Annotated in this window: 20 protein-coding genes; 7 read left to right on the top strand and 13 right to left on the bottom strand. The window is 67.0% G+C overall.

The window, feature by feature from the left end; genetic code table 11:
* Positions 1 to 31: 31 nt before the first annotated feature.
* The 4 genes from M2421_RS10595 to M2421_RS10580 are packed head-to-tail and all read right to left on the bottom strand — an operon-like array spanning position 32 to position 6,577.
* A complete protein-coding gene (locus M2421_RS10595) occupies positions 32 to 787 on the bottom strand; it encodes a glucose 1-dehydrogenase (protein ID WP_259206588.1) in 756 nt (251 codons plus the stop codon).
* A 44-nt stretch (positions 788 to 831) separates the two neighbouring features.
* A complete protein-coding gene (locus tag M2421_RS10590) occupies positions 832 to 2,124 on the bottom strand; it encodes an MFS transporter (protein WP_259206587.1) in 1,293 nt (430 codons plus the stop codon).
* Positions 2,121 to 4,355, bottom strand: coding sequence for an oligoalginate lyase (locus M2421_RS10585; protein WP_259206586.1), 2,235 nt, complete (start codon positions 4,353 to 4,355; stop codon positions 2,121 to 2,123). The genes M2421_RS10590 and M2421_RS10585 overlap by 4 nt, the downstream gene beginning before the upstream one ends.
* On the bottom strand, positions 4,352 to 6,577 hold the full coding sequence (locus tag M2421_RS10580) for a polysaccharide lyase 6 family protein (protein WP_259206585.1): 2,226 nt from the start codon (positions 6,575 to 6,577) through the stop codon (positions 4,352 to 4,354). Before M2421_RS10580 ends, M2421_RS10585 begins: the two co-directional genes overlap by 4 nt.
* 281 nt (positions 6,578 to 6,858) lie before the next feature.
* On the opposite strand from M2421_RS10580, the gene M2421_RS10575 reads away from it, so the two are divergent.
* Together M2421_RS10575 and M2421_RS10570 are read left to right on the top strand one after the other, a co-directional pair.
* Complete coding sequence (locus tag M2421_RS10575) at positions 6,859 to 9,741, top strand: TonB-dependent receptor (RefSeq protein ID WP_259206583.1); 2,883 nt, start codon at positions 6,859 to 6,861, stop codon at positions 9,739 to 9,741.
* A 92-nt stretch (positions 9,742 to 9,833) separates the two neighbouring features.
* Complete coding sequence (locus M2421_RS10570; RefSeq protein WP_259206582.1) at positions 9,834 to 10,577, top strand: FadR/GntR family transcriptional regulator; 744 nt, start codon at positions 9,834 to 9,836, stop codon at positions 10,575 to 10,577.
* 21 nt (positions 10,578 to 10,598) lie between these two features.
* Here M2421_RS10570 and M2421_RS10565 read toward each other — a convergent pair whose 3' ends face one another.
* Entirely contained in the window at positions 10,599 to 10,988 is a 390-nt protein-coding gene (locus M2421_RS10565; RefSeq protein ID WP_259206581.1) for a DUF6165 family protein, read from the bottom strand.
* Between the two features lie 238 nt (positions 10,989 to 11,226).
* On the opposite strand from M2421_RS10565, the gene M2421_RS10560 reads away from it, so the two are divergent.
* A complete protein-coding gene (locus M2421_RS10560) occupies positions 11,227 to 11,868 on the top strand; it encodes a TorF family putative porin (protein WP_259206925.1) in 642 nt (213 codons plus the stop codon).
* Between the two features lie 273 nt (positions 11,869 to 12,141).
* Here M2421_RS10560 and M2421_RS10555 read toward each other — a convergent pair whose 3' ends face one another.
* On the bottom strand, positions 12,142 to 13,332 hold the full coding sequence (locus tag M2421_RS10555) for an MFS transporter (protein ID WP_259206580.1): 1,191 nt from the start codon (positions 13,330 to 13,332) through the stop codon (positions 12,142 to 12,144).
* Positions 13,333 to 13,444: 112 nt separating this feature from the next.
* Between M2421_RS10555 and M2421_RS10550 the strand changes: the two genes are divergently transcribed.
* Positions 13,445 to 14,371, top strand: a complete 927-nt coding sequence (locus M2421_RS10550) for a LysR family transcriptional regulator (protein ID WP_259206579.1) — start codon at positions 13,445 to 13,447, stop codon at positions 14,369 to 14,371.
* Here M2421_RS10550 and M2421_RS10545 read toward each other — a convergent pair.
* Positions 14,346 to 14,816: a DUF1456 family protein gene (locus tag M2421_RS10545; RefSeq protein WP_256777010.1), complete on the bottom strand. Its 471-nt coding sequence runs from the start codon at positions 14,814 to 14,816 to the stop codon at positions 14,346 to 14,348. The genes M2421_RS10550 and M2421_RS10545 overlap by 26 nt on opposite strands.
* Positions 14,817 to 14,972: 156 nt before the next feature.
* Between M2421_RS10545 and M2421_RS10540 the strand changes: the two genes are divergently transcribed.
* Together M2421_RS10540 and M2421_RS10535 are read left to right on the top strand one after the other, a co-directional pair.
* Positions 14,973 to 15,458: a hypothetical protein gene (locus M2421_RS10540; RefSeq protein ID WP_259206577.1), complete on the top strand. Its 486-nt coding sequence runs from the start codon at positions 14,973 to 14,975 to the stop codon at positions 15,456 to 15,458.
* A 261-nt stretch (positions 15,459 to 15,719) separates the two neighbouring features.
* Positions 15,720 to 16,469 carry an SDR family NAD(P)-dependent oxidoreductase gene (locus tag M2421_RS10535; protein WP_259206575.1) on the top strand — a complete coding sequence of 250 codons (750 nt, stop codon included), beginning with the start codon at positions 15,720 to 15,722 and terminating at the stop codon, positions 16,467 to 16,469.
* A 216-nt stretch (positions 16,470 to 16,685) separates the two neighbouring features.
* On the opposite strand, the gene M2421_RS10530 is transcribed toward M2421_RS10535, so the two are convergent.
* From M2421_RS10530 to radC, 6 genes are all read right to left on the bottom strand, one after another.
* Positions 16,686 to 17,042: a VOC family protein gene (locus M2421_RS10530; protein WP_259206573.1), complete on the bottom strand. Its 357-nt coding sequence runs from the start codon at positions 17,040 to 17,042 to the stop codon at positions 16,686 to 16,688.
* Positions 17,043 to 17,114: 72 nt separating this feature from the next.
* Positions 17,115 to 17,915, bottom strand: a complete 801-nt coding sequence (locus M2421_RS10525; protein ID WP_259206571.1) for a helix-turn-helix domain-containing protein — start codon at positions 17,913 to 17,915, stop codon at positions 17,115 to 17,117.
* The gene (locus M2421_RS10520; protein WP_259206570.1) at positions 17,912 to 18,235 is read right to left on the bottom strand and encodes a hypothetical protein; all 324 of its coding nucleotides are present in this window, start codon (positions 18,233 to 18,235) and stop codon (positions 17,912 to 17,914) included. The genes M2421_RS10525 and M2421_RS10520 overlap by 4 nt, the downstream gene beginning before the upstream one ends.
* 218 nt (positions 18,236 to 18,453) lie before the next feature.
* Positions 18,454 to 19,329, bottom strand: a complete 876-nt coding sequence (locus tag M2421_RS10515) for an SPOR domain-containing protein (RefSeq protein ID WP_259206569.1) — start codon at positions 19,327 to 19,329, stop codon at positions 18,454 to 18,456.
* Positions 19,330 to 19,347: 18 nt separating this feature from the next.
* Complete coding sequence (gene argS, locus M2421_RS10510) at positions 19,348 to 21,036, bottom strand: arginine--tRNA ligase (protein ID WP_259206568.1); 1,689 nt, start codon at positions 21,034 to 21,036, stop codon at positions 19,348 to 19,350.
* A gap of 162 nt (positions 21,037 to 21,198) precedes the next feature.
* A complete protein-coding gene (gene radC, locus M2421_RS10505) occupies positions 21,199 to 21,897 on the bottom strand; it encodes a DNA repair protein RadC (protein ID WP_259206923.1) in 699 nt (232 codons plus the stop codon).
* Between the two features lie 263 nt (positions 21,898 to 22,160).
* Between radC and M2421_RS10500 the strand changes: the two genes are divergently transcribed.
* Positions 22,161 to 22,820 carry a hypothetical protein gene (locus M2421_RS10500; protein WP_259206567.1) on the top strand — a complete coding sequence of 220 codons (660 nt, stop codon included), beginning with the start codon at positions 22,161 to 22,163 and terminating at the stop codon, positions 22,818 to 22,820.
* The last annotated feature ends 160 nt before the right edge of the window (positions 22,821 to 22,980 follow it).

Below are 22,980 nucleotides of genomic sequence, written 5' to 3'. Positions count from 1 at the left end.
GCCCTCCCAGGCGGTCAGCAGAACATATCCATCAAGAGAAGTAGGTGCCGCCGTTGACGTCCACGTTGGCACCGGTGATGAAACCGGCCGCGTCCGAGGCCAGGTACACGGCGGTGTCGGCCGCTTCCTGCGGACGGCCCTGGCGACGCAGCGGCGTGTTGCCGGCCACGGCGGTGCGCACTTCCGGCTTGGTGAATTCGTCATGGAAGCGGGTGGCGATCATGCCGCAGCACAGGGCGTTGACGCGGATGCCGCGCGGGCCCAGTTCCTTGGCCATGGCACGGGTGAAGGTCATCACCGCGGCCTTGGCGGTGGCATAGATGGCCGCGCCCGGGCCACCGCCGTCGCGGCCGGCCTGCGAGGCGAAGTTCACGATCGCACCGCCGTCGGGCATGTGCGGCACCACTGCATGGGTGGTCAGGTAGACCGAGCTCATGTTGAGGTCCATCACCTTGTGGAAGAACGCTTCGTCGATCTCGGCCAGCGGCCGGCGCTGCACCATGCCGCCGGCCACGTTCACCAGCACGTCGATCTGCGGGCCGAACGCGGCCTGGGTGGCCGCGACCATGCCGGCCACCGCCTTGGCATCGGTGACGTCGGCGCGGTGCACGATGGCAGTGCCACCGGCCGCTTCGATCTGCTTGAGGGTGTCCTGCGCGCTGGCCTCGTCGTTGGCGTAGTTGATGCACACCTTGGCACCGGCGGCGGCCAGCTTGAGCGAGATCTCGCGGCCGATGTCACGGCCGCCACCGGTGACGATGGCCACCTTGTCGTTGAATTGGGTCATGGAATGCTCCAGTAGTGCGTTGGGGGAAAAGGAATGAGATGGGCTCAGCGCGGCCGGGCCGGGCCGTCGAGTTTTTCGACGCGGCCGGTCACCAGCCACAGCGCCAGCAACGAGGCCGGCACCAGCGCGGCCACGAGGATGAAGATCGGTGCATAGGAGTCATGGGTCATCGCCGGCACCAGCCAGGTGGTGATCAGCGTGCCGGCCACCGCGGCCATGCCGCCCAGGCCGGCCACCGAGCCCACCGACTTGCCGCTGAAGATGTCGCCCGGCAGGGTCTGGATGTTGCCGATGGCGATCTGGAAGCCGAACAGCACGAAGGCAATGGTGACCACGGCCCACACCGGGTCGGTGGCCAGCACCGCGCCGAGCAGGGCCGGGGCCATGATCGCCCCGCCCAGGGTGATCACCACCTTGCGCGCCTTGTCCACGCTCCAGCCGGCCCCGATCAGGCGCCCGGACAACCAGCCGCCGCCGAGGCTGCCGATCATCGCGCCCACGTAGGGCACCCAGGCGAAGATGCCGATCTGCTTGATGTCAAAGCCGAACGTGTCGGCCAGGTAGAGCGGCAACCAGGACACGAACAGCCACCAGATCGGGTCCAGGAAGAACCGCGAAATCAGGATGCCCCAGGTCTGCCGATGGCCCAGCAGCTGGCGCATGCTGGGCACGTATTCGGCCCTGGGCGTGGCTGGCTGCTCGCTCGGTGCATCCAGGATCAACGCGCGCTCGGCCGCGCTCACCCAGGGGTGCTTGTCCGGGCCCGCGCGGTAGATGATCAGCCACGGCAGCAGCCAGATGAAGCCGATCGCACCGATCAGGATGAACGTGCCGCGCCAGCCCAGCCAGAGGAACAGCACCGCGATCAACGGCGCCGACACGATCGCGCCGATCGACGCGCCCGCATTGAACACGCCCTGTGCCAGCGCCCGTTCGCGGGCGGGGAACCACTCGGCGTTGGCCTTTACCGCCCCCGGCCATGCACCGGCCTCGCTGATGCCGAGCATCGCCCGGACCAGGCTGAAGGACAGGATGGAGTGGGTGACCGAATGCAGCGCGATGGAGATCGACCACACCGCGATCGACAGGGCGAAGCCCAGCCGCGTGCCGATGATGTCGAACAACCGGCCGAACACGAACTGCCCGGCGGCGTAGAACAGCATGAACACGGTGACCAGCAGCGCGTAGTCTTCCTTGGTCGCGCCCACATCCTTGGAAATCTGCGGCCACATCACCGCCAGTGCGTTGCGGTCGATGTAGTTGATGACCGTGGCGATGGCGATCAGCGCCACGATCAGCCAACGGACGTAGGTGCGGGCCTGGGTGGTGACCTTCATTTGCCGTCCTTGCCGCTGCCGGTATCGAAGCGCTTCCAACCGCCGTCCCAGCGCCAGCTGTGGCCACCGCCACTGACCTCATGGCTGCCGGGCCTGTTCGGTTCATCGGCAATGCCCACCGCCACCTGCCTGCCGCCGGCCAGCGCCAGCACCAGCACATCGGCATCCTTGCCGCGGTAATGGCGGATGGCATCGATGCGGCTGTTGGCGCCGCGCACGGTCTCGGCGGTGCCGTCGTACTGGCCATGCGGCTCCAGCACGCCATAGAAGGTGGTGGCGCCCTGGCCATCCACGCGCTGCAGCAACATCGGCTCGCGGCGCAGGTTGAACGACGGATCATTTGCGCCGCTCTCGCCGAGCAACGCACGCGAGGGGGCGGTGCTGGCGAAGCGGTACGTATAGAAGCGCCCGTCCAGCAGCCAGGTCAGGCTGCGCGCCTCGCTGGTGGGTTCGCTGGCCGCGTCGATCCACACGTGCTGGTAGCCGTTGGCCTTGCCCAGCACCGGCCGCGCGGCCACCGCCGACTGCGCCTTGAAGCCCACGTCCATGATGTGGCCGTTGAAGTGCAGCGGCAGGTCGTAGCGCGCCGCCTTGCTGCCGTTGACCCGCAGCAGGTCCAGCACCACCGGTTCGGTCAACGCGGGGTGGGCCAGCAGCACCTGGGTACGGGTGAAGCTCACTCCGTCGTAGGCGCCGTCCATGCGCGCCGAAGCGATCTGGGTGTCGTCGCCCGCGGCGAACAGCAGCGGCGTCGGTGCCAGCGCCTGGCCCTTCTTCCAGTCGCCGCCGAAGTGGCTCTGCTCGTTCACCACCAGCGTGTTGTGGGCAAGCGTCTGCCGCGCCCAGCTGTTGTTCTCCGGCAGGTAGATGCCGCCGGACTTGGCTTCGATATTGAGGAAGCGCGCGGCGCCGTAATCGGTGACCACGCGCTGGCCGTTGTCGTAGAACAGCCAGTTGAGCTTGTCGAAGTGACCGTGGCCCATGCCCTGCTTGGTGTTTTTCATCACCAGTGCCTGGCCGTTTTCACCGCCCATGCGCAGGATCGCCAGCGCACCTTCGGTGCCGTCCGGGCCATCGCGCAGCAGGGTGGGCACGAAGGCGAACGGCTTGGCCTTGTCCTGTGCCAGCGCCTGGGCCACCTGCAGGCCCTCGGGCGACAGCAGCACGCGCTTCTGCGCCTTGGCCACCGATAGCAGCCGCGCGTCGCTGGTCTGCGCGTAGGCGATGTCGATGCCGGCCACCAGTTCCTCGGTGTCCAGGCCCTTGTCCAGGATGGCGTCGTTGATCGGGAAGAAGTACCCGCCGTAGCTGCTCTGCACCAGCGAATCGACCGCCTTCAGCAACACCCCGTCGCGGCGCGTGAAGATGCCGCGCTGCGGTTCGTTGCGCTGGACCGCATTGGCGAACAGGATGAACGGTGCCAGCGCATAGCGCTGGTAATAGGGGCCTTCCTCGTAATAGCCGTCCGGCGAGAACAGCTGGTCCACCTGCTTGAGGAAGCCGGCGCTGCCATCGCGCCTGCTGCCGTTCAAGGCCTTGTCCACGTAAGTCGGGTCGCGCAGCACGTAGCCGGTCATGCCCACCGCCGCCACCGCCCAGGTGGCGTGGTTGTGGATCTTGTCGAAGTTTTCCGGCGTACCGCTGAGGAAGTCGGCCATCGGCCGGAACACGCCGTCGTCGATGGTCTTGCGGTCTGCCGCGCTGAGGCTGTCGCGGATCGCGTCATAGCCCTGCACCGCGCTCACCAGCCACACCGAGTCGTTGAGGGTCTGCCAGAACAGCCGGCCGGGGATCTGGCCGCGGCCCTGCGGGTGCGCGCCCAGCCCGGGGTACAGCTTGGCGTAGCCGACCAGCAGGTCGCGCGCGTAGTCGGCATACACCTTGTCACCGGTCAGCCGGTACAGCGCGCCGGCCGCCTGGATGGCCTGGTAATTGCGCTTGTGCTGCTCGTGGGTGTAGCCGCCGCCCTTGTCCTTGGGCACCGGCACGTCGATGCCGGCCTTGATCATGCCGCGCACCAGGCGCTCGGCGCGCTGCTGCTCCTTGGCAAACACCGGGTACCTGCTGCCATCGCTGCGCATCTGCTGCCACTGCGCGGCGGTGACCAGGACCGGGGCGCTGGCAGCGGCCGCCGGTTGTTGGCTGCCGGCAGGTGCAGCGGCAACGGCGGGCAGCGCGGCAGCGCTGAAGGAGGCCGCCAGCAGCAGCATCAGGGGCGTGGAACGCGTCATGGCAGGGTCTCGGCTGGAGTATCGGACTGCATCGCCGCGGTGGCGTCGAGCACGTTGCCGTGCGCGGCCAGGCGGGGCTCGCCGACGCGGTGGCTGAAGCGCACGCGTCCGCTGCGGAGGAACTGGTTGTCGGTCAGCGTGGCGGTCTGCACGCCGTGCAGGCGCAGGCTGGTGTCGGCGGCCACGCCCACGTTGTCGAGCTGGTTGGCATGCACCCGCAGCGTCGGGCCGAAGGTGCTTTCATCGGTGCCACCGCGGTACAGGTTCAACAGCGGCCCGGCGATGTTGCGGAACGTCGACGCAACAATGTCCACCTGCTCGGCGTTGTAAGTGCCCAGGTCGTCGGTCTCGGCAGCGGCGGCAATCACGCTGCCGCTGATGTCCTCCACCGTGGTGTTGGTCATGCCGATGCGCGCGGCCAGGCTGCCCTTGCCGGCATTGACTACATCGAAGGCCTTGTTGCTGGTGAGCCCGTGGATGTGGCTGTCTTCGATCAGCAGGGTGTAGTTGAAGGCCTGGCTGCCCGGGGCGATCCGCACCACGGCGTTGCCGGCCGCATCCGGCGCCAGGGCGCCGTCGATATCCAGCCGGGCCAGCTTGAGCGAACCGCCGGCGCGGATCTCGAACAGGGTGGGGCGCGAGAACTGCAGGCTGGCGCGGCCACGGCGCGGGCCGATCACGCTGACCGGGTGGTCCACGTTCACCACCTGGTCGATGCGGTACTGGCCGCGCTGCAACTGCAACTGGTCACCCGGCGCGCTGCTGGCCATGGCGCGGGCGAGGGTGTCCTCACCCGGCGCCACCTTGCGGGTGGCGCCACTGTCCAGCGTGGTACGGGTCAGCGCCTTGGGATACCAGCCCACGCCCACCTGCTCGCGCGCGATCGGCGCGAGGTCGCGCGGCGCACCGGCGGTGATGGTGTCCACCGGGTACTGCAGGCCGTTGGCCGCGCGCTGCAGGGTCACCTTCCGCGCGCTCACTCCCGCAGGGAAGCCGGGCGACACGCTGGGGCTCTGCACGTTGCCGCTGAAGGCGATGCCGGCCAGGTCGCCCTGGCTGCGCAGCAACTCGCGACTGCCATCGCCGATGAACAGGTTGCCGCGCATCCGGCTGTTGACCGGCATGGCGTTGCGCTCGTCGTCCAGGCCGGCGCCGAGGAACACCTGGCGCACGCCGACGAAGCTGTTGCGCTCGATCAGCGCATCGTCCACCTGCTCATAGCGGTTCAACGGCGCATCGCGGGTGCCGGCCATCACTGCCAGCGCGGCGGCGAAGTTGTCGCCGGCGATGTTCTCGAAGTAGTTGTCGCGCACGATCTGGTGGCGGTTGATCACCCGCACGCCGCCGGTATGGGCCTTGTTGTTGCCGAGGAACACATTGCGCTCGACCACGTTGCCGTGGCCGTGGCGCAGCACCATCGAGCCGCGCGATTCGAAGAACACGTTGCCGCGATACAGGTTGCCGCCGGATTTGTTGGACACGATCTCCACTTCGCCATCGCACTGCTCGAACCAGTTGTTCTCCACCACCGTATTCGAATCGGACTGCGAGTCGGTGCTGGTGCCCACGCGGATGGTCTCGCCGCCGTTGCTGCCCAGGTTGGGGCGCGGGCCAAACCAGTTGTGGTCGATGCGGTGGCGGTTGTCCAGCCCGCTGGTGGTGTTGCGTACCACCACCAGGGTGGTGCCGGCGTTGGTCTTGCCCACCAGCTGGTTGTGGTCGAAGCGGTTGTCCTGGCCGTACATCCCCACCCAGTTGTCCGACTGCTGGCGGTCCGGTTTGTTGTAGCCATCGATCACCACCCCGGTCACCCGGCTGTGGGTGGCCCATTCCTTGGACGAGGCCCGGAAGGACACCACTTCGCTGCCGGGTGCCCAGCCATCGCGGAAGACGAGGTTGGATACCTCCAGGTAGGACCCGGCCAGGCGCAACTGCGACTGCCCGCTGAGGATCACCTTGCCCGGGGTCTGGGCCGTCAGCTTAATTGGTTGACCAATTTTACCGGTGCCGCGCAGCAGAAGGTCGATGTCGCGCCATACGCCGTCGGCGAGGATGACCGTATCGCCCGGCTGCAGCGCTTTGGTCGCTGCGGCATACCCGGCGGCGTCGTGGACCAGATGGTCGGCCGCGAAGGCGGGCAATGCGCCGGCCGCAAGGGCCAACGCCAGGGCGGTCAGCAGCGGGCGCAGCGCACGTGGCGCTTGAGAATGTTGCAGAGTCATCGGCTTACCCTCCCAGATCGACCGTGGCATCGAACGCGAGCCCGGATCGTAACAGGTCCGGCAATGCGCGCGTCAACCACAATCGCATACCACTTTAGGTGCATGTGGTTCGCCACTTGCGCATATCTCTGCTGCATCTGCACATTAATTTGTCGCAAAGTGGTCTAGGCGGATCACAGGGGTAGACTTTAGTACCAATTCATTGACATTGGTCCAGTAACCGTGAATCTTCCGGATCGAATCCGTGTAATCGGACGATCCATCCTGGGAGGGAGATCACGATGTTGCATGACCGCCGTACGGCCTCGCCACGAGGCCTTCGCCGCACCGCGCTGCATGGCGCGCTGTTGTATGCCCTGTCCGTCACTGCGGCCGTGCCGCTGGTACACGCACAGGATGCCGAGTCACCGCCCGCACCGCCCACCACCCTGGACCAGGTCCAGGTGACCGGCGTGCGCGGCACCATCCAGACCTCGATCGACAAGAAGCGCGAGGAGACCGTCATCTCCGACGTGCTTGCCGCCGATGACATCGGCGACCTGCCGGCGCTGTCCATCGGTGAAGCCATCGAGACCATCACCGGCGCCTCCACCCATCGCGAGAAGGGCGGTGCGTCGGAGATCTCGATCCGCGGCCTCGGCCCGTTCCTCGGTTCGTCCACCTTCAATGGCCGCGAAGCCACCAACGGCAGCGGCGACCGCTCGGTGAACTTCAACCAGTTCCCGTCCGAACTGATCAACACCGTGGCCATCTACAAGACCCAGCGCGCCGACTTCGTCGAAGGCGGCGTCGCCGGCACGGTCAACATGGAGACCGTCAAGCCGCTCGAGTACGGCAAGCGCACCATCCAGCTGGACGGTCGCGGCACCTGGCAGGATTACGACAACCGCCTCAAGGACAAGGACGGCGTGGGCTGGCGCGGTACCGCCAGTTACATCGACCAGTTCGACATGGGCGGCGCCGGCAAGCTCGGCGTCTCCGTGGGCGTGCAGGCGCTGGAAGGCAGCAACCCGGAGGAAATGTTCTCCAGCAGCTCCACCTGGGTGGCCTGCGATGGCCGCGAAGTGGTCGGCGCCACCCGTAACTGCACCACCGTGGACGGCAACCAGGTCGCCAACGGCGTGCCCTACTACCTGGTGCCCAGCAGCCGCATCTACCGCCAGTTCATCGAACACGACAAGCGCGACTCGCAGTTTGCCGCGCTGCAATGGCGGCCCAGCGACGCGTGGGAAGTGAATCTGGATTACCAGCACTCCAAGCGCGACTACACCGAAGACCGCTCGGACCTGTCGTTGTCGTCGATGATGCGCAACCTCAACAACCGCGTGGTCACCGACGATGGTGCGCTGCTGCACCACACCGGCAGCACCACCATCGATTCCACCGGCAACTTCCTCGAGCGCAAGGAGGAGTACACCGGCGGCGGCCTCAACGTCATTTTCCGGCCGACCCCGGCCTGGACGCTGTCCACCGACCTGTCCTACTCCAACACCCAGCGCGACCAGATCGAGCGCTCCACCCGCCTGCGTGCCGGCCGCACCGACGTCAACGGCAGGCCGGTGGGCGGCATCAAGAACACGCGCTACGTCGACTACACCTACGACTACAGCGGTGACGTGCCCAGCATCACCCTGGACCCGGCGTTCGACGTGAACAACCCGGACAACTACACCGACTCGTCGCTGATCCGCCGCCGTCAGCAGAGCCGCGAGCACACCATCCGCGCGCAGCGCTTCGATGCCGCGTTCACCCCGGAAAGCGGCTTCTTCACCGCCATCAAGGGCGGTCTGCGCCATTCCGAAGCCACCTACACCGACTTCACCGACACCCGCGACATCACCACCACCAATGTCGCTGCCATCCGCGCGGCCAACCGGGCCTGCCGCCAGGCCTTCCCGCAGAAGGACTTCCTGGCCAACGCCAGCGGCAACACCATCGACCAGTGGGCCAGCTTCGACAGCCGCTGCCTGTTCAACGCCTTCACCGGCGTGGACGACACCGGCCTCAGCGCCGACCTGCGCAACCCGGCCAACAACGATGTCACCGAGAAAACCAACGCCGTCTACCTGATGGGCGACTACAGCAGCGAATGGTTCGGCCTGCCGGTCACCGGCAACATCGGCGTGCGCTGGGTACGCACCGACGTCAGTTCGGTGGGCCTGCGCAGCGGCCTGGACGTGACCAACAACCCCGATGGCACCGTCTCCCTCACCCCCACCGGCGATTTCACCCGCCAGGTGCTCAAGTCCAGCAACGCCGAATGGCTGCCCAGCTTCAACGCGTCCTTCGAACTGCGCCCGGACCTGCTGCTGCGCGTGGGTGCCTACCGCGCCATGTCGCGCCCCGACCTGGCCGCAGAAGGCTTTGGCCGCAGCTTCACCCTGGACGAGGCCGATACCGACTTCCGCAGCGTGGCCGAGGCGCTGGGCAACATCACCGCCACCGGCAACCCGCGCGCCAAGCCGCTGATGTCCTGGAACGCCGACGTCTCGCTGGAGTGGTACGCCAACGCCGATTCGATCCTGTCCACGGCCATCTACTACAAGCAGTTCAACGGCGGCTCGGTGCCGGTGGTGGTGGGTGAAACCTTCGACATCGACGGCCAGAGCGTCACCGTGCCGGTCGAGCAGCTGGCCACCAGCGACCAGAAGAGCGACCTGATCGGCTTCGAGCTGACCGGCTCGCACACCTTCTCCTACCTGCCCGGCATCTTCTCCGGGCTGGGCGTGAAGGCCAGCTACAACTACGCCCACTCCAACTTCAAGACCGAAGACCTGCGCCTGGGCGAGTCCACCGACCCGATCACCGGCGTATTCACCCCGGGCATCGTCGAGCCGGCCAACATCTTCGGCCTGTCCAAGCACGTGGCCTCGGCCCAGGTGTACTGGGGCCTGGGCAAGCTGGACCTGCAGGCGATCTACAAGTACCGCTCGGACTATTACCAGCAGTTCGTCGGCGACCCCTCGCAGAACCGCTACGTGCGAGACAATGGGTCGCTCGACTTCCGCGCCACCTACAAGGTGAGCAAGCACCTGTCGCTGTCGCTGTCGGCCAGCAACCTCACCGATGAGCCGCGGGTCTCGGATATGCCCATCCTGGGCAGCTTCCGCGAGTACACCACCTACGGGCGGCGCTATTATCTGGGGGTGCGCTACCGCTTCTGAGGTCAGTGGCGCGGTTTTCCAGGACCGCGCCGCTCTCTGAGGGCGCGGGTCGCGTGTCGGTCCCCAGCCACCGTTACAGCCAGGTCTTGATGATGTCCGAACCCCGTCTCTACCAGTCCATTGCCGCCGAAATCGTCGCGCTGATCGAGAAGGGCGAATTCCCGCCGGGCTCGCGGCTGCCTGGCGAACGCGACCTGGCCGAGCGCCTGGGCGTGAGCCGGGTGACCGTGCGCGAGGCGGAAATCGCGCTGGAGGCACAGGGCCTGATCACCATCAAGACCGGCTCGGGGGTGTATGTGAAGGCGCGCCCGGCGCAGGCCCCCGGCGCGTTGCCGGATGTATCCGCCTTCGACCTCACCGCCGCCCGCGCGGTGATCGAGGCCGAAGCGGCGGCCATGGCTGCCAGCCGCATCACCGATGACGAAGTGGAGGCCCTGGCCGGGCTGATCGCGGCCATGGTCGACCCCACCTCGGGCGAGGCGGCGGCCAGCGAGGCCGACCGCCAGTTCCACCTGTCCATCGCGCGGATCGCCGGCAACCCGGTGGTGGAGCACTGCGTGCAGCTGATCTGGCGGATGCGCAACGAGCTGCCGCGGGTGAAGCAGGTCTACGCCAACGTCTGCCACAACGACGACGATACCCGCGACGAAGAACACACCGCCATTCTCGACGCGCTGCGCGCACGCGACCCGGCCGGCGCACGCCTGGCCATGCGCAACCACTTCCAGCGCCTGTTCGAATCCATGCTGGAAGCCACCGAGAACGAAGCCCTGGCCGAAATCCGCCGGCGCACCCAGCAGGACCGCGAACGCTTCATGGCCGCCACCGGGCACTGAGCCCGGCGCGGGCGGGGCGGTTTACTCGCCCTGGTACTGCTTTTCTTCCACCAGCGCAGACCCTGCGATGCGGTTGATCTCGTTTTTCACCTTCACCCGCTCACCGTTGGTGCCGTAGACGCCACGCGCCAGCTGGATGAACGCATCGTCGAACACCTGCGCCGCTTCCTTGTCGCGCAGCTGGTCCTGGATGTCCCACATGCGCACGTTGATCGCCTTGAGCTGATCCTTGAGCGCGTCCAGCCCGGGCTGGCTGGCCAGCTGCTGCTGCCACAACGGCCACAGGCCATCGAGTTCCTTGCGGACGTTGGCGTTCTTGCCGGCGTCGGCGATGCGTTCGGCCTTGATTTCCAGGATGGTGATCTTGTCGATCAGCTCGCCAATCGACACCGGGGTCAGGATCGCGTCCACGCCATTACTCGCAACAGGTCAGGGGGCCCATGATAGCGCGGGGGTTCCGCCGCATCGTGGATGCAGGATTTACACGGAATTTGCGCCGATCCCCCGGCCGCGCCATGGCGGCTTTACGGCCGCTGCGGGAACACTGCCCACCTCGACGGCGCCGCCGTCCGATGGAGTGCTTACCGTGGTGGTTGAACAGAACAAAGGGCGCCTCGTGCGCCGCTGCAGCGTGCTGCTGCTGGGCCTGATGCTGAGTGGTGCGGCGGCGGCCGCCGTGGAGGGCAACGCGACGCTGACCTCCGATTACGTCTGGCGCGGCAGCTCGCAGAGCGACGGCGACCCGGCCGCGCAGGCCGGCGTCAAACTCGGCAGCGAGAGCGGCTGGTATGCCTCGGTGTGGGGGTCGGGGGTGTCGTTCCAGCCGGACAACGGCGCCCGCAGCGAGTTCGACGTGGTGGCCGGGTGGGGCGGGGCATTGGGCGAGGACTGGGCGCTGGACGTCAACCTCACCCGCTATCTCTATCCGTCCAGCAACGTGGACCTGGACTGGACCGAGCTCAACAGCACGCTGACCTTGCAGCAGCGCTACTGGCTGCAGGTCGGCGTCTCCGACGATGCATTGGCCGGCGGGCACAGCGGCACCTACGCCCAGTTGGGCGCACGCCTGCCGCTGGGCGAGCAGTGGCGCCTGGAAGGTGCGGTGGGGCATTACTGGCTGGCCAGCGCGCAGGGCGACGATTACCTGCATGGCCAGCTGAGCGCGATCTGGAAGGTGCACGGGCCCTGGGAACTGCGCTTGACCGCGCACGACACCGACAACGCCGCCAAGCGCCTGTTCCCCGGCAACGCCGGTTCCCGCGTGGAGTTCGCCGTCCAAACCACCTTCTAACGTAGAGCCGACCGTTGCTCGGCAGCTTCTCGTAGAGCCGACCGTTGGTCGGCTGCTCCACGTAGAGCCGACCGTCGCTCGGCAGCTTCTCGTAGAGCCGACCGTTGGTCGGCTGCTCTTACCCACCGCGCAGATGCAGCCGACCAACGGTCGGCTCTACGGCATCACGTCGCGGCAGCCGACCAACGGTCGGCTCTACGGCATCACGTCGCGGCAGCCGACCAGCGGTCGGCGTTACGGCGCCGCATTGCGGCAGCCGACCAACGGTCGGCGTTACGGTGCCTTCCGCTTCTCCGCGATCACCGCCCACGCCCACACCCCCATCGCCACTACCGCAACACCGGCGCCGGTCAGGCACACCCCGATCCACCCGTAGGCGCCATACACCTGCGCCGACACCAGCGACCCCACCGAACCGCCGATGAAGTACCCGGTCATGTACCCCGCATTGAGCCGGTTGCGCGCCTCCGGGCGCAGCGCGAACACCACGTTCTGATTGCTCACGTGCAGCAGCTGCGCCGCCAGGTCCAGCACCAGCACGCCTACCACCAGCGCCACCAGCGACTGCGTGGAAAAGCCCAGCGGCAGCCACGATGCCGCCAGCAGCACCAGCGCCAGCGTCGTCGCCAGCGCCGCCTTGCCGCGGTCCGCCATTCGTCCCGCCAACCCCGCCGCCAACGTGCCCGCCGCGCCTACCAGCCCGAACAGCCCGATCGTCGCGTCGCTGTAGTGGTACGGTGCGCCCGCCAGCAGGAACGCCAGCGGCGTCCAGAACATCGCGAACATCGCAAAGCTCAACGCGCCCAGCAGCGTGCGCAACCGGAACACCGGCTCCTGCGCGAACAGCGTCCCGATCGAGCGCAGCAACGCCCCGTAACCCAGCCCCGCATGCTGATGGAAGCGCGGCAACGTGCGATACAGCACCCACGTCGTCAGCACCAGCGTGCCCGCCGCCATCCAGTACACCCAGCGCCAGTCGCCCAGCGACGACAACGCACCGGCCACCGTCCGCGCCAGCAGGATGCCCAGCAGCAGCCCGCTCATCACCGTGCCGACCACCCGGCCACGCTCTTCCGGCCGCGCCAGCGTCGCCGCGAACGGCACCAGCACCTGCGCCACCACCGAGAACAACCCGGTGATCGCCGTGCCCACCAGCAGCCACGCGAACTGATGGCTCAGCGCGCTCACCACGAGCCCGGAAGCCGACAACAGCGACATCACCACGATCAACCGCCGCCGCTCGAACATGTCGCCCAGCGGCACCAGCAGCACCACGCCCACGCCGTAGCTCAACTGCGCCGCCGTCACCAGCGTGCCCGCGCGCCCGAACGACACCCCGAACTCGCCGGCGATGGTGTGCAGCAGCGGCTGCGCGTAGTAATTGCTGGCCACCGCCACGCCGGTGGCAAAGGCCATCAACAGCACCTGCCAGCGGCTCAAGGGGGTGTGGACATCGGCGGTCATACGGCTTCCAGGTGTCAGGGGGACGCCAGTGTCCGCCTCCCGTCGCGATGATGGAAATGAATAGTTATCATCCAACGCATCTGGAAAATAGATGGGTAATGGAGATGCCGGCGTGAACCTCAAACAGCTCGAGTTCTGCGTGGCCCTGGCCGAGGAGCGCAACTTCACCCGCGCCGCCGCGCGCTGCCACGTCGTGCAGTCCGCGCTCAGCCACCAGATCGCCCACCTCGAAGAAGAACTGCAGGCCACCCTGTTCGAACGCCTGCCGCGGCAGGTACGGGTCACCCCGGCCGGCGAGATCGTGCTTGCCCACGCGCGCCAGGTGCTCGATGCGCTGCGCCACCTGCGCGAAGACGTCGCCGCCGTCGCCGGCCAGGTGCGCGGCACGCTGACCATCGGCCAGATCACCTCGCTCACCGCCGTGGACCTGGTCGCCTGCCTGGCCGCCTTCCACACCCGCTACCCGCAGGTGGAATTCCGCCTGCGCATGGACAAGAGCGAAGTGCTGATGGAAGACGTGCGCGAGCGCCGCGTGGACGTCGCGCTGGTAGGCCTGTCGCCCGGTACCGCCATCGACGGCGCCTGCCACCGCCTGCTCGCCGAAGAATCGATGGTGGCCGTGCTGCCGCCCAGCCACCCGCTGGCCAGCCGCAAGCGCCTGTCGCTGGCCACCCTGGCCGAGCTGCCGCTGGTGGATTTCCAATATGGCAGCGGCGCGCGCCGCCAGACCGACGAGGCCTTCGCCGCTGCCGGGCTACCGCATCGGGTGCCGTTCGAGATCAACCACATGTCGCTCATCGAGCGCTTCGTCCAGCAGGGGCTGGCGGTGGGCATCGTGCCGGTGGCCATCGCCGCCGGTTTCACCGGCGTGGCCTGTGTGGCCATCCAGGATGCACCGGTGCGGCGCGTGCATGCGGTCTGGTCGAAACTGCCCACGCCGGCGGCGCGGGCCTTCATGCAGGAACTGCTGCAGCACGTGGCCCCGCAGGCGGAGCCACGCGCCAGCGGGGGGCTCAGGCAGCGCGCACGCGCAGGGTGAGGCCCTTCAGGAAGTTGCGCAGCAGCTGGTCGCCGCAGGCACGGTAGTTCTTGTGGTCCGGCTGGCGGAACAGCGCCGACAGCTCCGGCTTGGACACCGGGAAACCGGCGTTGTCGAAGATCTCGTGCATGTCCACGTCCTTCAACTGGAACGCCACGCGCAGCTTCTTCAGCACCAGGTTGTTGGTGATGCGCTTTTCCACCGGGCGCAGCGGCTGGCTCTCGTCGCGGCCACGGAAATGCACGATCAGCCCATCCAGGAAGTGCGCCAGGGTGCGGTCATCGCACGGCACGAAGCCTTCCTCGTCTTCCTTGCGCAGCCAACCGGCCACGTCGGCCTTGTCGATCACGAAGGCCGGGTCGGCCAGGGCACAGGTGTCGGCGATCATGCCGTCGCTGAGGTCGAGCATGTAGCGGATGCTGCGTAGTACATCGTTGTTGATCATGGGACGTCCAATACCGCCGGCGCGGCTGCGCGGCTGGCGGCCATTTTACCCCCTGCCGGTCCCGCCGCCCGCCGCGACCGGCCGCCCTGTCATCTGGCTGCCATGAAAGTGAAGCACAGTGCCGCCATCAGGCATCGACAGGCAGTGGAGCAGGCAATGCGCAGGTGGCAGGCAGTGGCGGGTGTGGGCATGCTGTGGCTGGCCGGAGCGGCCGCCGCCCAGGTGCCGTACGAGGCGATCGAACAGCGCGTGGACCCGCAGGCACTGGCTCAGGTGGGGCTCACCCCGGCCCAGTTGCAAGCCCTCAACTGCCTGCTGAGTGAGGCCGACGCCCGCACCCCGGCCCCGCCCGTGGCCGCCGCCCCGGTCGCCGCGCCCGGCGCGCCCACCCCCGCCCCGATGTTTCCCGGGCTGGACGACGGCCCGATCAAGGCCAGGGTCACCGGCCAGGTGGACGGCTGGGCCCCGGGCACCGTGTTCACCCTCGACAACGGCCAGCAGTGGCAGGTGCTCAAGGGCGAGATGACGCTCAAGGCCAGCCGCAGCAACCCCGAGATCGTGGTCGTGCCGGGCATCGCCGGGCGCTGGTTCCTGCAGGTGGACGAAGACCTGCCCAAGGCCCGCGTCTTCCGCATCCGCTGATCGCAGATCGCGTAGAGCCGGGCGCTGCCCGGTCGCCGGAGATCCCCGCGCCCGAACGTAGAGCCGGGCTCTGCCCGGCTGCTCAAGACCTCCGCACCCCACGTAGAGCCGGGCTCTGCCCGGCTGCACGCGAACCGGCAACCCACGCACAGCAGGGCAGAGCCCGGCTCTACGCCATCCCGCCCCGTGCAGCACATTGCGCCCGGCACACACCCCCCCGCATCGGTGCGAAAATACCCGTGATTCCCACGGAGTACCCCGATGACCCGTACCGCTCTGATTACTGGCGCCACCTCCGGCTTTGGCGCTGCCGCCGTCCATCGTTTCGCCCAGGCGGGCTGGCGCGTCATCGCCACCGGCCGGCGCGCTGAACGGCTGCAGCCGCTGGTCGACGCCTACGGTCCCGAGCGCGTCCACGCGGCCGTCTTCGACGTGCGCGACAGCGCCGCCATGGAGGCCGCGCTGGCCGCCCTGCCGGCCGACTTCGCCGCCATCGACCTGCTGGTCAACAACGCCGGCCTCGCCCAGGGCACCGCCCCGGCGCAGAGCGCCTCGCTTGAAGACTGGCGCACCATGATCGACACCAACGTCACCGCGCTGGTCACCCTCACCCACCGCCTGCTGCCGCAGCTGGTGGCGCGCAAGGGCGCCATCGTCAACATCAGCTCGGTGGCCGGCGTGTACCCGTACCCGGGCGGCAACGCGTACGGCGGCACCAAGGCCTTCGTCAGCCAGTTCTCGCTCGGCCTGCGCGCCGACCTGCACGGCACCGGCGTGCGCGTCACCACCATCGAGCCGGGCATGGCCGAGACCGAGTTCACCCTGGTGCGCACCCACGGCAACAAGGCCGCCTCGGACACCCTCTACACCGGCGCCAACCCGATGACCGCCGAGGACATCGCCGAGCAGATCTTCTGGGTGGCCAACCTGCCGGCGCACCTCAACATCAACCGCCTGGAGCTGATGCCGGTGAGCCAGTCGTTCGCCGGTTTCCAGGTCGCGCGCGACTGATCCAAGCGGATCGTCCCGGTGGTGCCGGCCCCTGGCCGGCGCCCCGCCACGCGAACAAACCGGTAGAGCCGACCGTTGGTCGGCTGCTCTTGGCTCGGCTCTACCCTCCGGGGCGCGGCATCCCGGTAGAGCCGAGCCATGCTCGGCTGCTCTTGGCGCATACCGCGCGGCCCATGCCCCCCCGCTGACGGCAGCCGACCAACGGTCGGCTCTACCTCAGGCGGCCGTCCACACCGCCAACTCATACCCGTCCGGATCACGGAAATGAAACCGCCGCCCGCCGGGAAAATCGAACGCCGCCCGGCAGATGTCCGCCCCGGCCGCTTCCACCCGCTGCTGCGTGGCCACCAGGTCATCGGCATACAGAATCACCAACGGCCCACCCGCGCGCACCGGCTCGTCCGTGGTGAACCCACCGCGCAACCGGCCATCGTCGAACTCGGTATAGCCCGGACCGTAATCGGTGAACGACCAGCCGAACACCGCCCCATAGAACGCCTTGCTGCGGGCGATATCGGCCACGTTGAATTCGATGTTGTCGATGCGGCGGTCGTTGCCGTGTGCTGTGCTCATCGCTGTGCTCGGGTTGAAAGGAAGCCCCAGCATCGCGACCTCGGCCGCGTCCGTCTTGAACAAAACGGCCAGTCAGCTCCGCCACTGCGCGCACAACTGCGCCGCCCCGATCCCCGCCAACGCCCGTACCTCTCGGCTCAGGTGCGACTGGTCGGCATAGCCCACGTCCGCCGCCAACCCCGCCAGCCCATCCCCCGGTCGCGCCCGGGCCATCGCCAGCAACCGCTGCAGCCGCAGAATCCGCTCCAGCATCTTCGGCCCGTAACCAAACTGCGCATGGCACAACCGGCGCAGGCTGCGCGTGCTCAACTGTAGTGTCGTAGACACACCCGCCAGATCCCCATGCCCCGCACGCACCTGGGCAAACACCTGCGCCGCCGCGGCATCGGCAACGCCATTGCCAGCTACCCCGGCCAGCTCCCGCGCGAACACCTGCTGCCGCACCTCGGCATCGCCCACCGCGTTCAACCGCGCCGCCATCCGCCGCGCCCGCACGCCCAGCACGGCGTCGAGTTCCACCGCCGTCCCCACGATCTCCGACAGCGGCAACCCCAGCCACGCCCGCGCCGCACCCGGCTGGAACCGCGCGCCCAATACCTGCGCACCGGGCGTCAACTGCGGGTGCGCCGCCACCACATCCGGCCCCACCACAAACAGCCGTCCATCGCGCCAGAGAATGTCCACGCAGCCATCGGGCAGCACCGCCACCTCACCGCCATGGCCCACCGGCAGATCGCTGCGCCACAGCTGCCCGAAACAGCCGCGCAGCGCAGCCGGCGGCGCCCATTCGCGATAGCGACCGGTAGCGCCGGCAACGCCGGGAAGTTCAGCAGGATCAGGGCGGGAAGACATGCGCGGACGATAGCGGATCAATCCAGAGAAACAATCTTGATCACACCCTTCGTGGACGACCCATCGCCAAAGAGAACTGAAGCGCCGCTGTGCAGTGCCTCGATTGCACCGTCGTGATTGAGGAACGAGATGGTGCAGGTCACCGTGGCCCCAGGTTCAATCACCGGCATGGCTGGATCGTTCAGGACGAAGCCGTACCACATGGGTTCGACACCAAAGGCGTATGCCATGGGGCGCGCCGTGGATGCATTCAGCGCCATGACCGTGCGCCCGCATGAATCAACGGCGTCAAGGCAGAGTTCAACGCGAACCGGTCTCAGGGCTGGATAAGGCTCGACCATTTCGGCACCGCCTCTGTTCGACATGGGCAGAGGCGCAGATGCACCCCGTCGCGCACGATAGCGCAACCGTAAACCAGGTAGAGCCGAGCCATGCTCGGCTGCTACCGGACGCGCGTTGATTCCCCGGAGGTGGTAGAGCCGAGCCATGCTCGGCTGCTCTTCACGTCCCAAAAAAACGCCGGGCAAGCCCGGCGTCCTAAAAAAACCTGCAGCGCCACTTACTGCGCCTTGATCGCCATCGCCTGAAGCCCCGTCCCATCCAGCTTCTGCTTGGCCTCCGCCAGCTCGCCCGCGCTGCCATACGGCCCCATGCGCACGCGGTACACCGTCTTGCCATTGATCTGCGCCGATTCCACCCGCGCCGCCAAACCGATCATCGCCAGCTTGGCCTTGGTCGCCTCGGCATCGCCAGACGCGCCAAACGCGCCGGCCTGCAGGATGTAACGCACGTTGCTGGCCGCCGGCTCAGCCGCCGCCGCAGGCGTCGCCGCTGCAGTAGCTGCCGGCTTCGGTGCAGCCGGCGCAGCCGCTGCGGTCTGCGCCGGCGTGGCCGTGGCAGTGGTAGCCGCCGCCGGGCGCTCCGCCACCGGGGCGGGCAGCGGCGCGGTGCTTACCGTTGCCGGCGAGGTAGTCGCCGCCGTGCTGGTCGGCGCAGGTGCCGGTGCCGGCGGCAACGGACGGCCTTCCAACGCCGCCTGCGCGCGCTGCGCCTCGGCCTTGGCGCGGCGCTGGTCCTCGGCACGCGCGCTGGCCGCCAGCTCCGCATCGGACATTTCCACTTCCTTGCCGGGCAGCAGGGTGTAGAAGTCGTACTGCGTGGCCGGCTTGGCCGGTTCGGCAGGCTTGGCCGCCGCGCCCGGCTTGGGCAGTTCGGTGCCCACGTCGGTATCGGCGTCGCTCACCGGGGCCGGCTGGGCGTTCGGGTTGGGCTGCGGGCCAACCCGCAGGAAGCCGTCACCGTCGTTCTTGAACAGGTTCGGTGCCGCCAAAAACACCACGGCCGCAATCGCCACACCCGCAACCAGCCACACCCATCCCGGTGTGCCCTGGCTGCTGTTGCGCCGTGCCTGGCTCTTGCCGCGTCGTGCTGCCATTTACTGCTTCTCCACTGCTTACATTTTTTCCGGGGCGGAAACGCCCAGGACGTTCAGACCATTGGCCAGCACCTGGCGCGCCGCGCACGCCAGCGTGAGCTTGGCGTTGCGTTCGGCGTCGTCAGCCACCAGCACCTGCGTGCCGTGATACCACGTGTGGAAGGCGTGCGCCAATTCACGCAGGTACTGCGCGATCAGGTGCGGTTCCAGCGCGATACCGGCCGCTTCCACCACTTCCGGGAAGCGCGACATTTCCACCATCAGCCACAGCGAGGCGTCATCGCCCAGCGAGGCCATGCCGGCCAGGCCTTCGCCCGGCGTGTAGCTCAGGCCCTTCTCCTGCGCCTGGCGCAGCAGGCTGCACACCCGGGCGTGCGCATACTGCACGTAGAACACCGGGTTGTCGTTGCTCTGCGCGCGGGCCAGGTCGATATCGAAGGTCAGCTGCGAATCGGGCTTGCGCGCGATCAGGAACCAGCGGGTCGCATCGCGACCGGCTTCTTCGATCAGGTCGCGCAGGGTCAGGTAGCTGCCGGCCCGCTTGGACAGCTTCACTTCCTCGCCGCCGCGCATCACCGTCACCATCTGGTGCAGCACGTACTCCGGCCAGCCCTTGGGGATGCCCACATCCAGCGCCTGCAGGCCGGCGCGCACGCGCGCCAGGGAGCCGTGGTGGTCCGCGCCCAGCTCGGTGATGGCGCGCTCATAGCCGCGCTGCCACTTGCTGAGGTGATAGGCCACGTCCGGCAGGAAGTAGGTGTAGGTGCCGTCGGACTTGCGCATCACGCGGTCCTTGTCGTCACCGAAGTCGGTCGAGCGCAGCCAAAGCGCGCCGCCGTCCTCATAGGTGTGGCCGGCCGCCTGCAGCTGGGCGACGGTCTCTTCCACCTTGCCGTCCTTGTACAGCGAGCTTTCCAGGAAGTAGATGTCGAAATCCACCCCGAACGCGGCCAGGTCCTGGTTCTGCTCGTTGCGCAGGTAGGCCACCGCGAAGCGGCGGATCGCATCGAGGTTGTCCGGGTCGCGCTCGCCCACCACCGCGTGGCCTTCCAGCTCCACCGTGGCGCCGGCCAGGTAGGCGTTGGCCACGTCCTGGATGTAATCGCCGCGGTAGCCCGCTTCCGGCCAGCCGGCGTCATCGGGCTTGAGCCCCTTGGCGCGCGCCTGGGTGGACAGGGCCAGGTTTTCGATCTGCACGCCGGCGTCGTTGTAGTAGAACTCGCGCTTGGCGTTCCAGCCGTTCACATCCAGCAGGCGCGCCAGACAGTCGCCGATGGCGGCGGCGCGGCCATGGCCCACGTGCAGCGGACCGGTCGGGTTGGCCGACACATACTCCACGCCCACGGTACGGCCGTTGCCGCTCAGGTTGCGGCCGTAATCGGCGCCTTCCTTGAGCACGCTGGCCGCTTCGCGCTGGTAGGCGCTGGGGGCGAGGTGGAAATTGATGAAGCCCGGGCCGGCGATCTCAACGCGCAGCACGTCATTGCTCTTGGGCAGCGCATCCAGCAGCGCCTGGGCCAGGGCGCGCGGGTTGCTGCGCGCCGGCTTGGCCAGCAGCATCGCGGCATTGGTGGCGAAATCGCCGTGCTCACGGGTCTTCGGGCGTTCGACCACGAATTCCGGGGTCAGGGTATCGGCCGGCAGAGTGCCGTTGGCGCGCAAGGCTTCGATGCCTTGGCTGATCAGGGCGCGGAGGAGATTTTTCACAAGGCCTGCTTTGGGACTGGAGCGGCGGAATCGGCAATTTTAGCCTAGATGGCGGGCCGATCCATTGAACGGGGTTGGGGCAGGGGGCTTTGGGGGGCTTTGCGGACCCCTTGGGGCGGGTCTGGGAGCTGCGGACAGGGGTGTCCGCGCTGTCTGGGGTGTTCAGCCTGCGAAGGACAGGGTGGGTTGGAGCCAGCCTCGTTCAGCCATGGAAACGGGGGTGCCGTCCCCTACCACCACGTGATCCAGGAGCCGGATGCCGACCAGGTCCAGGGCCTGCTGCAGGTGGCGGGTGATCTCGCGATCTGCGGCTGAGGGTTCGGCGCTGCCGGAGGGGTGGTTGTGGCTGACGATCACCGCTGCGGCGTTGTGGAGCAGGGCACGGCGGACGACCTCCCGTGGATACACTGCCGCCGCATCGATGGTGCCGGTGAACAGTTCTTCGTAGGCCAAGGTCCGGTTGCGGGTATCGAGAAACAAGGCGGCGAACACCTCGGTCGGTCGGGATCTCAACCTCTGTTTGAAGTAGCGGGCCGCCGACGCTGGATCGCGCAAGCTATCGCCCCGGTCCAACTGCGCTCGTAGATGGCGGTTGGTCAGTTCCAGGGCAGCTACCAGCTTGCAGGCACGGGCTGGACCGAGAGCAGGGAGCTTCTGGAGTTTTGCGGCGTCCAAGTCCAGTAGCCTGCGGAGCGGGCCGTGCGCCGTCAAAAGCAGATGTGCACTTTCCAGTACATTGAGACCTTTGCAGCCGGTGCCCATGAACAAGGCCAACAGCTCGGCGTCGGACAATGCGCTCGCGCCGCGTGCCAGTAGCTTTTCACGGGGCTGTTCGTTCTTGGGCCAGTTTTTTATTGCCATATGGAACAGTTTCAAGCGACGAAATCGTTGATTCCATCGGGGACAGCCGCGACATGGGGTAGGAGATGCAAGCGGTTCGTCTACAGCGAAATCGCCACATTGACGGGTAAATAGATTTGACTCGCGGCGCGCGACTTGCGCAAGGGGCGTTGCGGCGAGCGTATATGCTGATTCTGCAAGTAAAAGAAATTTGTTCGGGATTGCCTTGAGGGTCGGGTAGTGTCTACACTTCCGACTTTCAGTTCAGCTAAGGAGAGCTTTCCGTGAATGGGACTTGCTATTGTTGCGAAGATGCCAGTGTTGGGCAGGGTGATCACGTTCCACCTAAGAAGCTGTTTGCGCCAGGGGCTTTCGCTTTTGTGCGTCCGATCATTGTTCCTTCGTGCGCCGTCCATAATCAAGAAAAATCGAACGCGGATGAGTACTTGAAGTTTATCCTAACTTCCTCTGCAGATGGGGTTCCAGAAGAGGCGATGAAGGGAACTGTCAGGTCTATCGTGAGAAACGCATTAAGTCCAAAGGCATCCGTCGATCGCTATGGAATTGAGCGGACTGAGGAAGGCATTAGGATCAGTGGAAGTGCGCCCGTTGACGAAAAACTCCTCGAGGAAGCGCTGGCTAAGGTTGCTCGTGGTGTCTACTATCATCATCACGGTGGATTGAGGAAGCTGGTCGGTGAAGTGGTTGTAATGCCGATTTTCCTTGGGATTGTCGATGATGCGCCGACTAAAGTGAGGGATCTCTTCGATAGCGCCACTAAGTTGGTGGCTGGCGACATTGCGGAAAACCAGCTTCTAGGTGATCATCCGGATGTATTTTCATACCACGTTATTGAGAATGCGCGCGCTATAACTGTCAATATGGTTTTCTACCGAACGAAAGTCGTATCGGTCATAAAGAGAGTTGAGTTGATTGATGTATGAAAAGTCTGTTTCCCATCGATCATAGGGGAAGTATCGACTCCGGCCCCAACGGTAGGTGCCCATGACCGCCGGGGCCCAGTAGTTCGTCACTACTTGAGCTTGTAGCCCATGTCCGGCCCACCCACCCGCACACCCTGTGAGACAGTGCCGCCGAGCAGGC

The organism is Stenotrophomonas sp. BIGb0135, from assembly GCF_024810105.1.
Taxonomy (GTDB): Bacteria; Pseudomonadota; Gammaproteobacteria; order Xanthomonadales; family Xanthomonadaceae; genus Stenotrophomonas; species Stenotrophomonas maltophilia_AB.
Note: the sequence above shows the minus strand (reverse complement) of the source record. Positions and strands in the feature narration are given on the sequence as shown.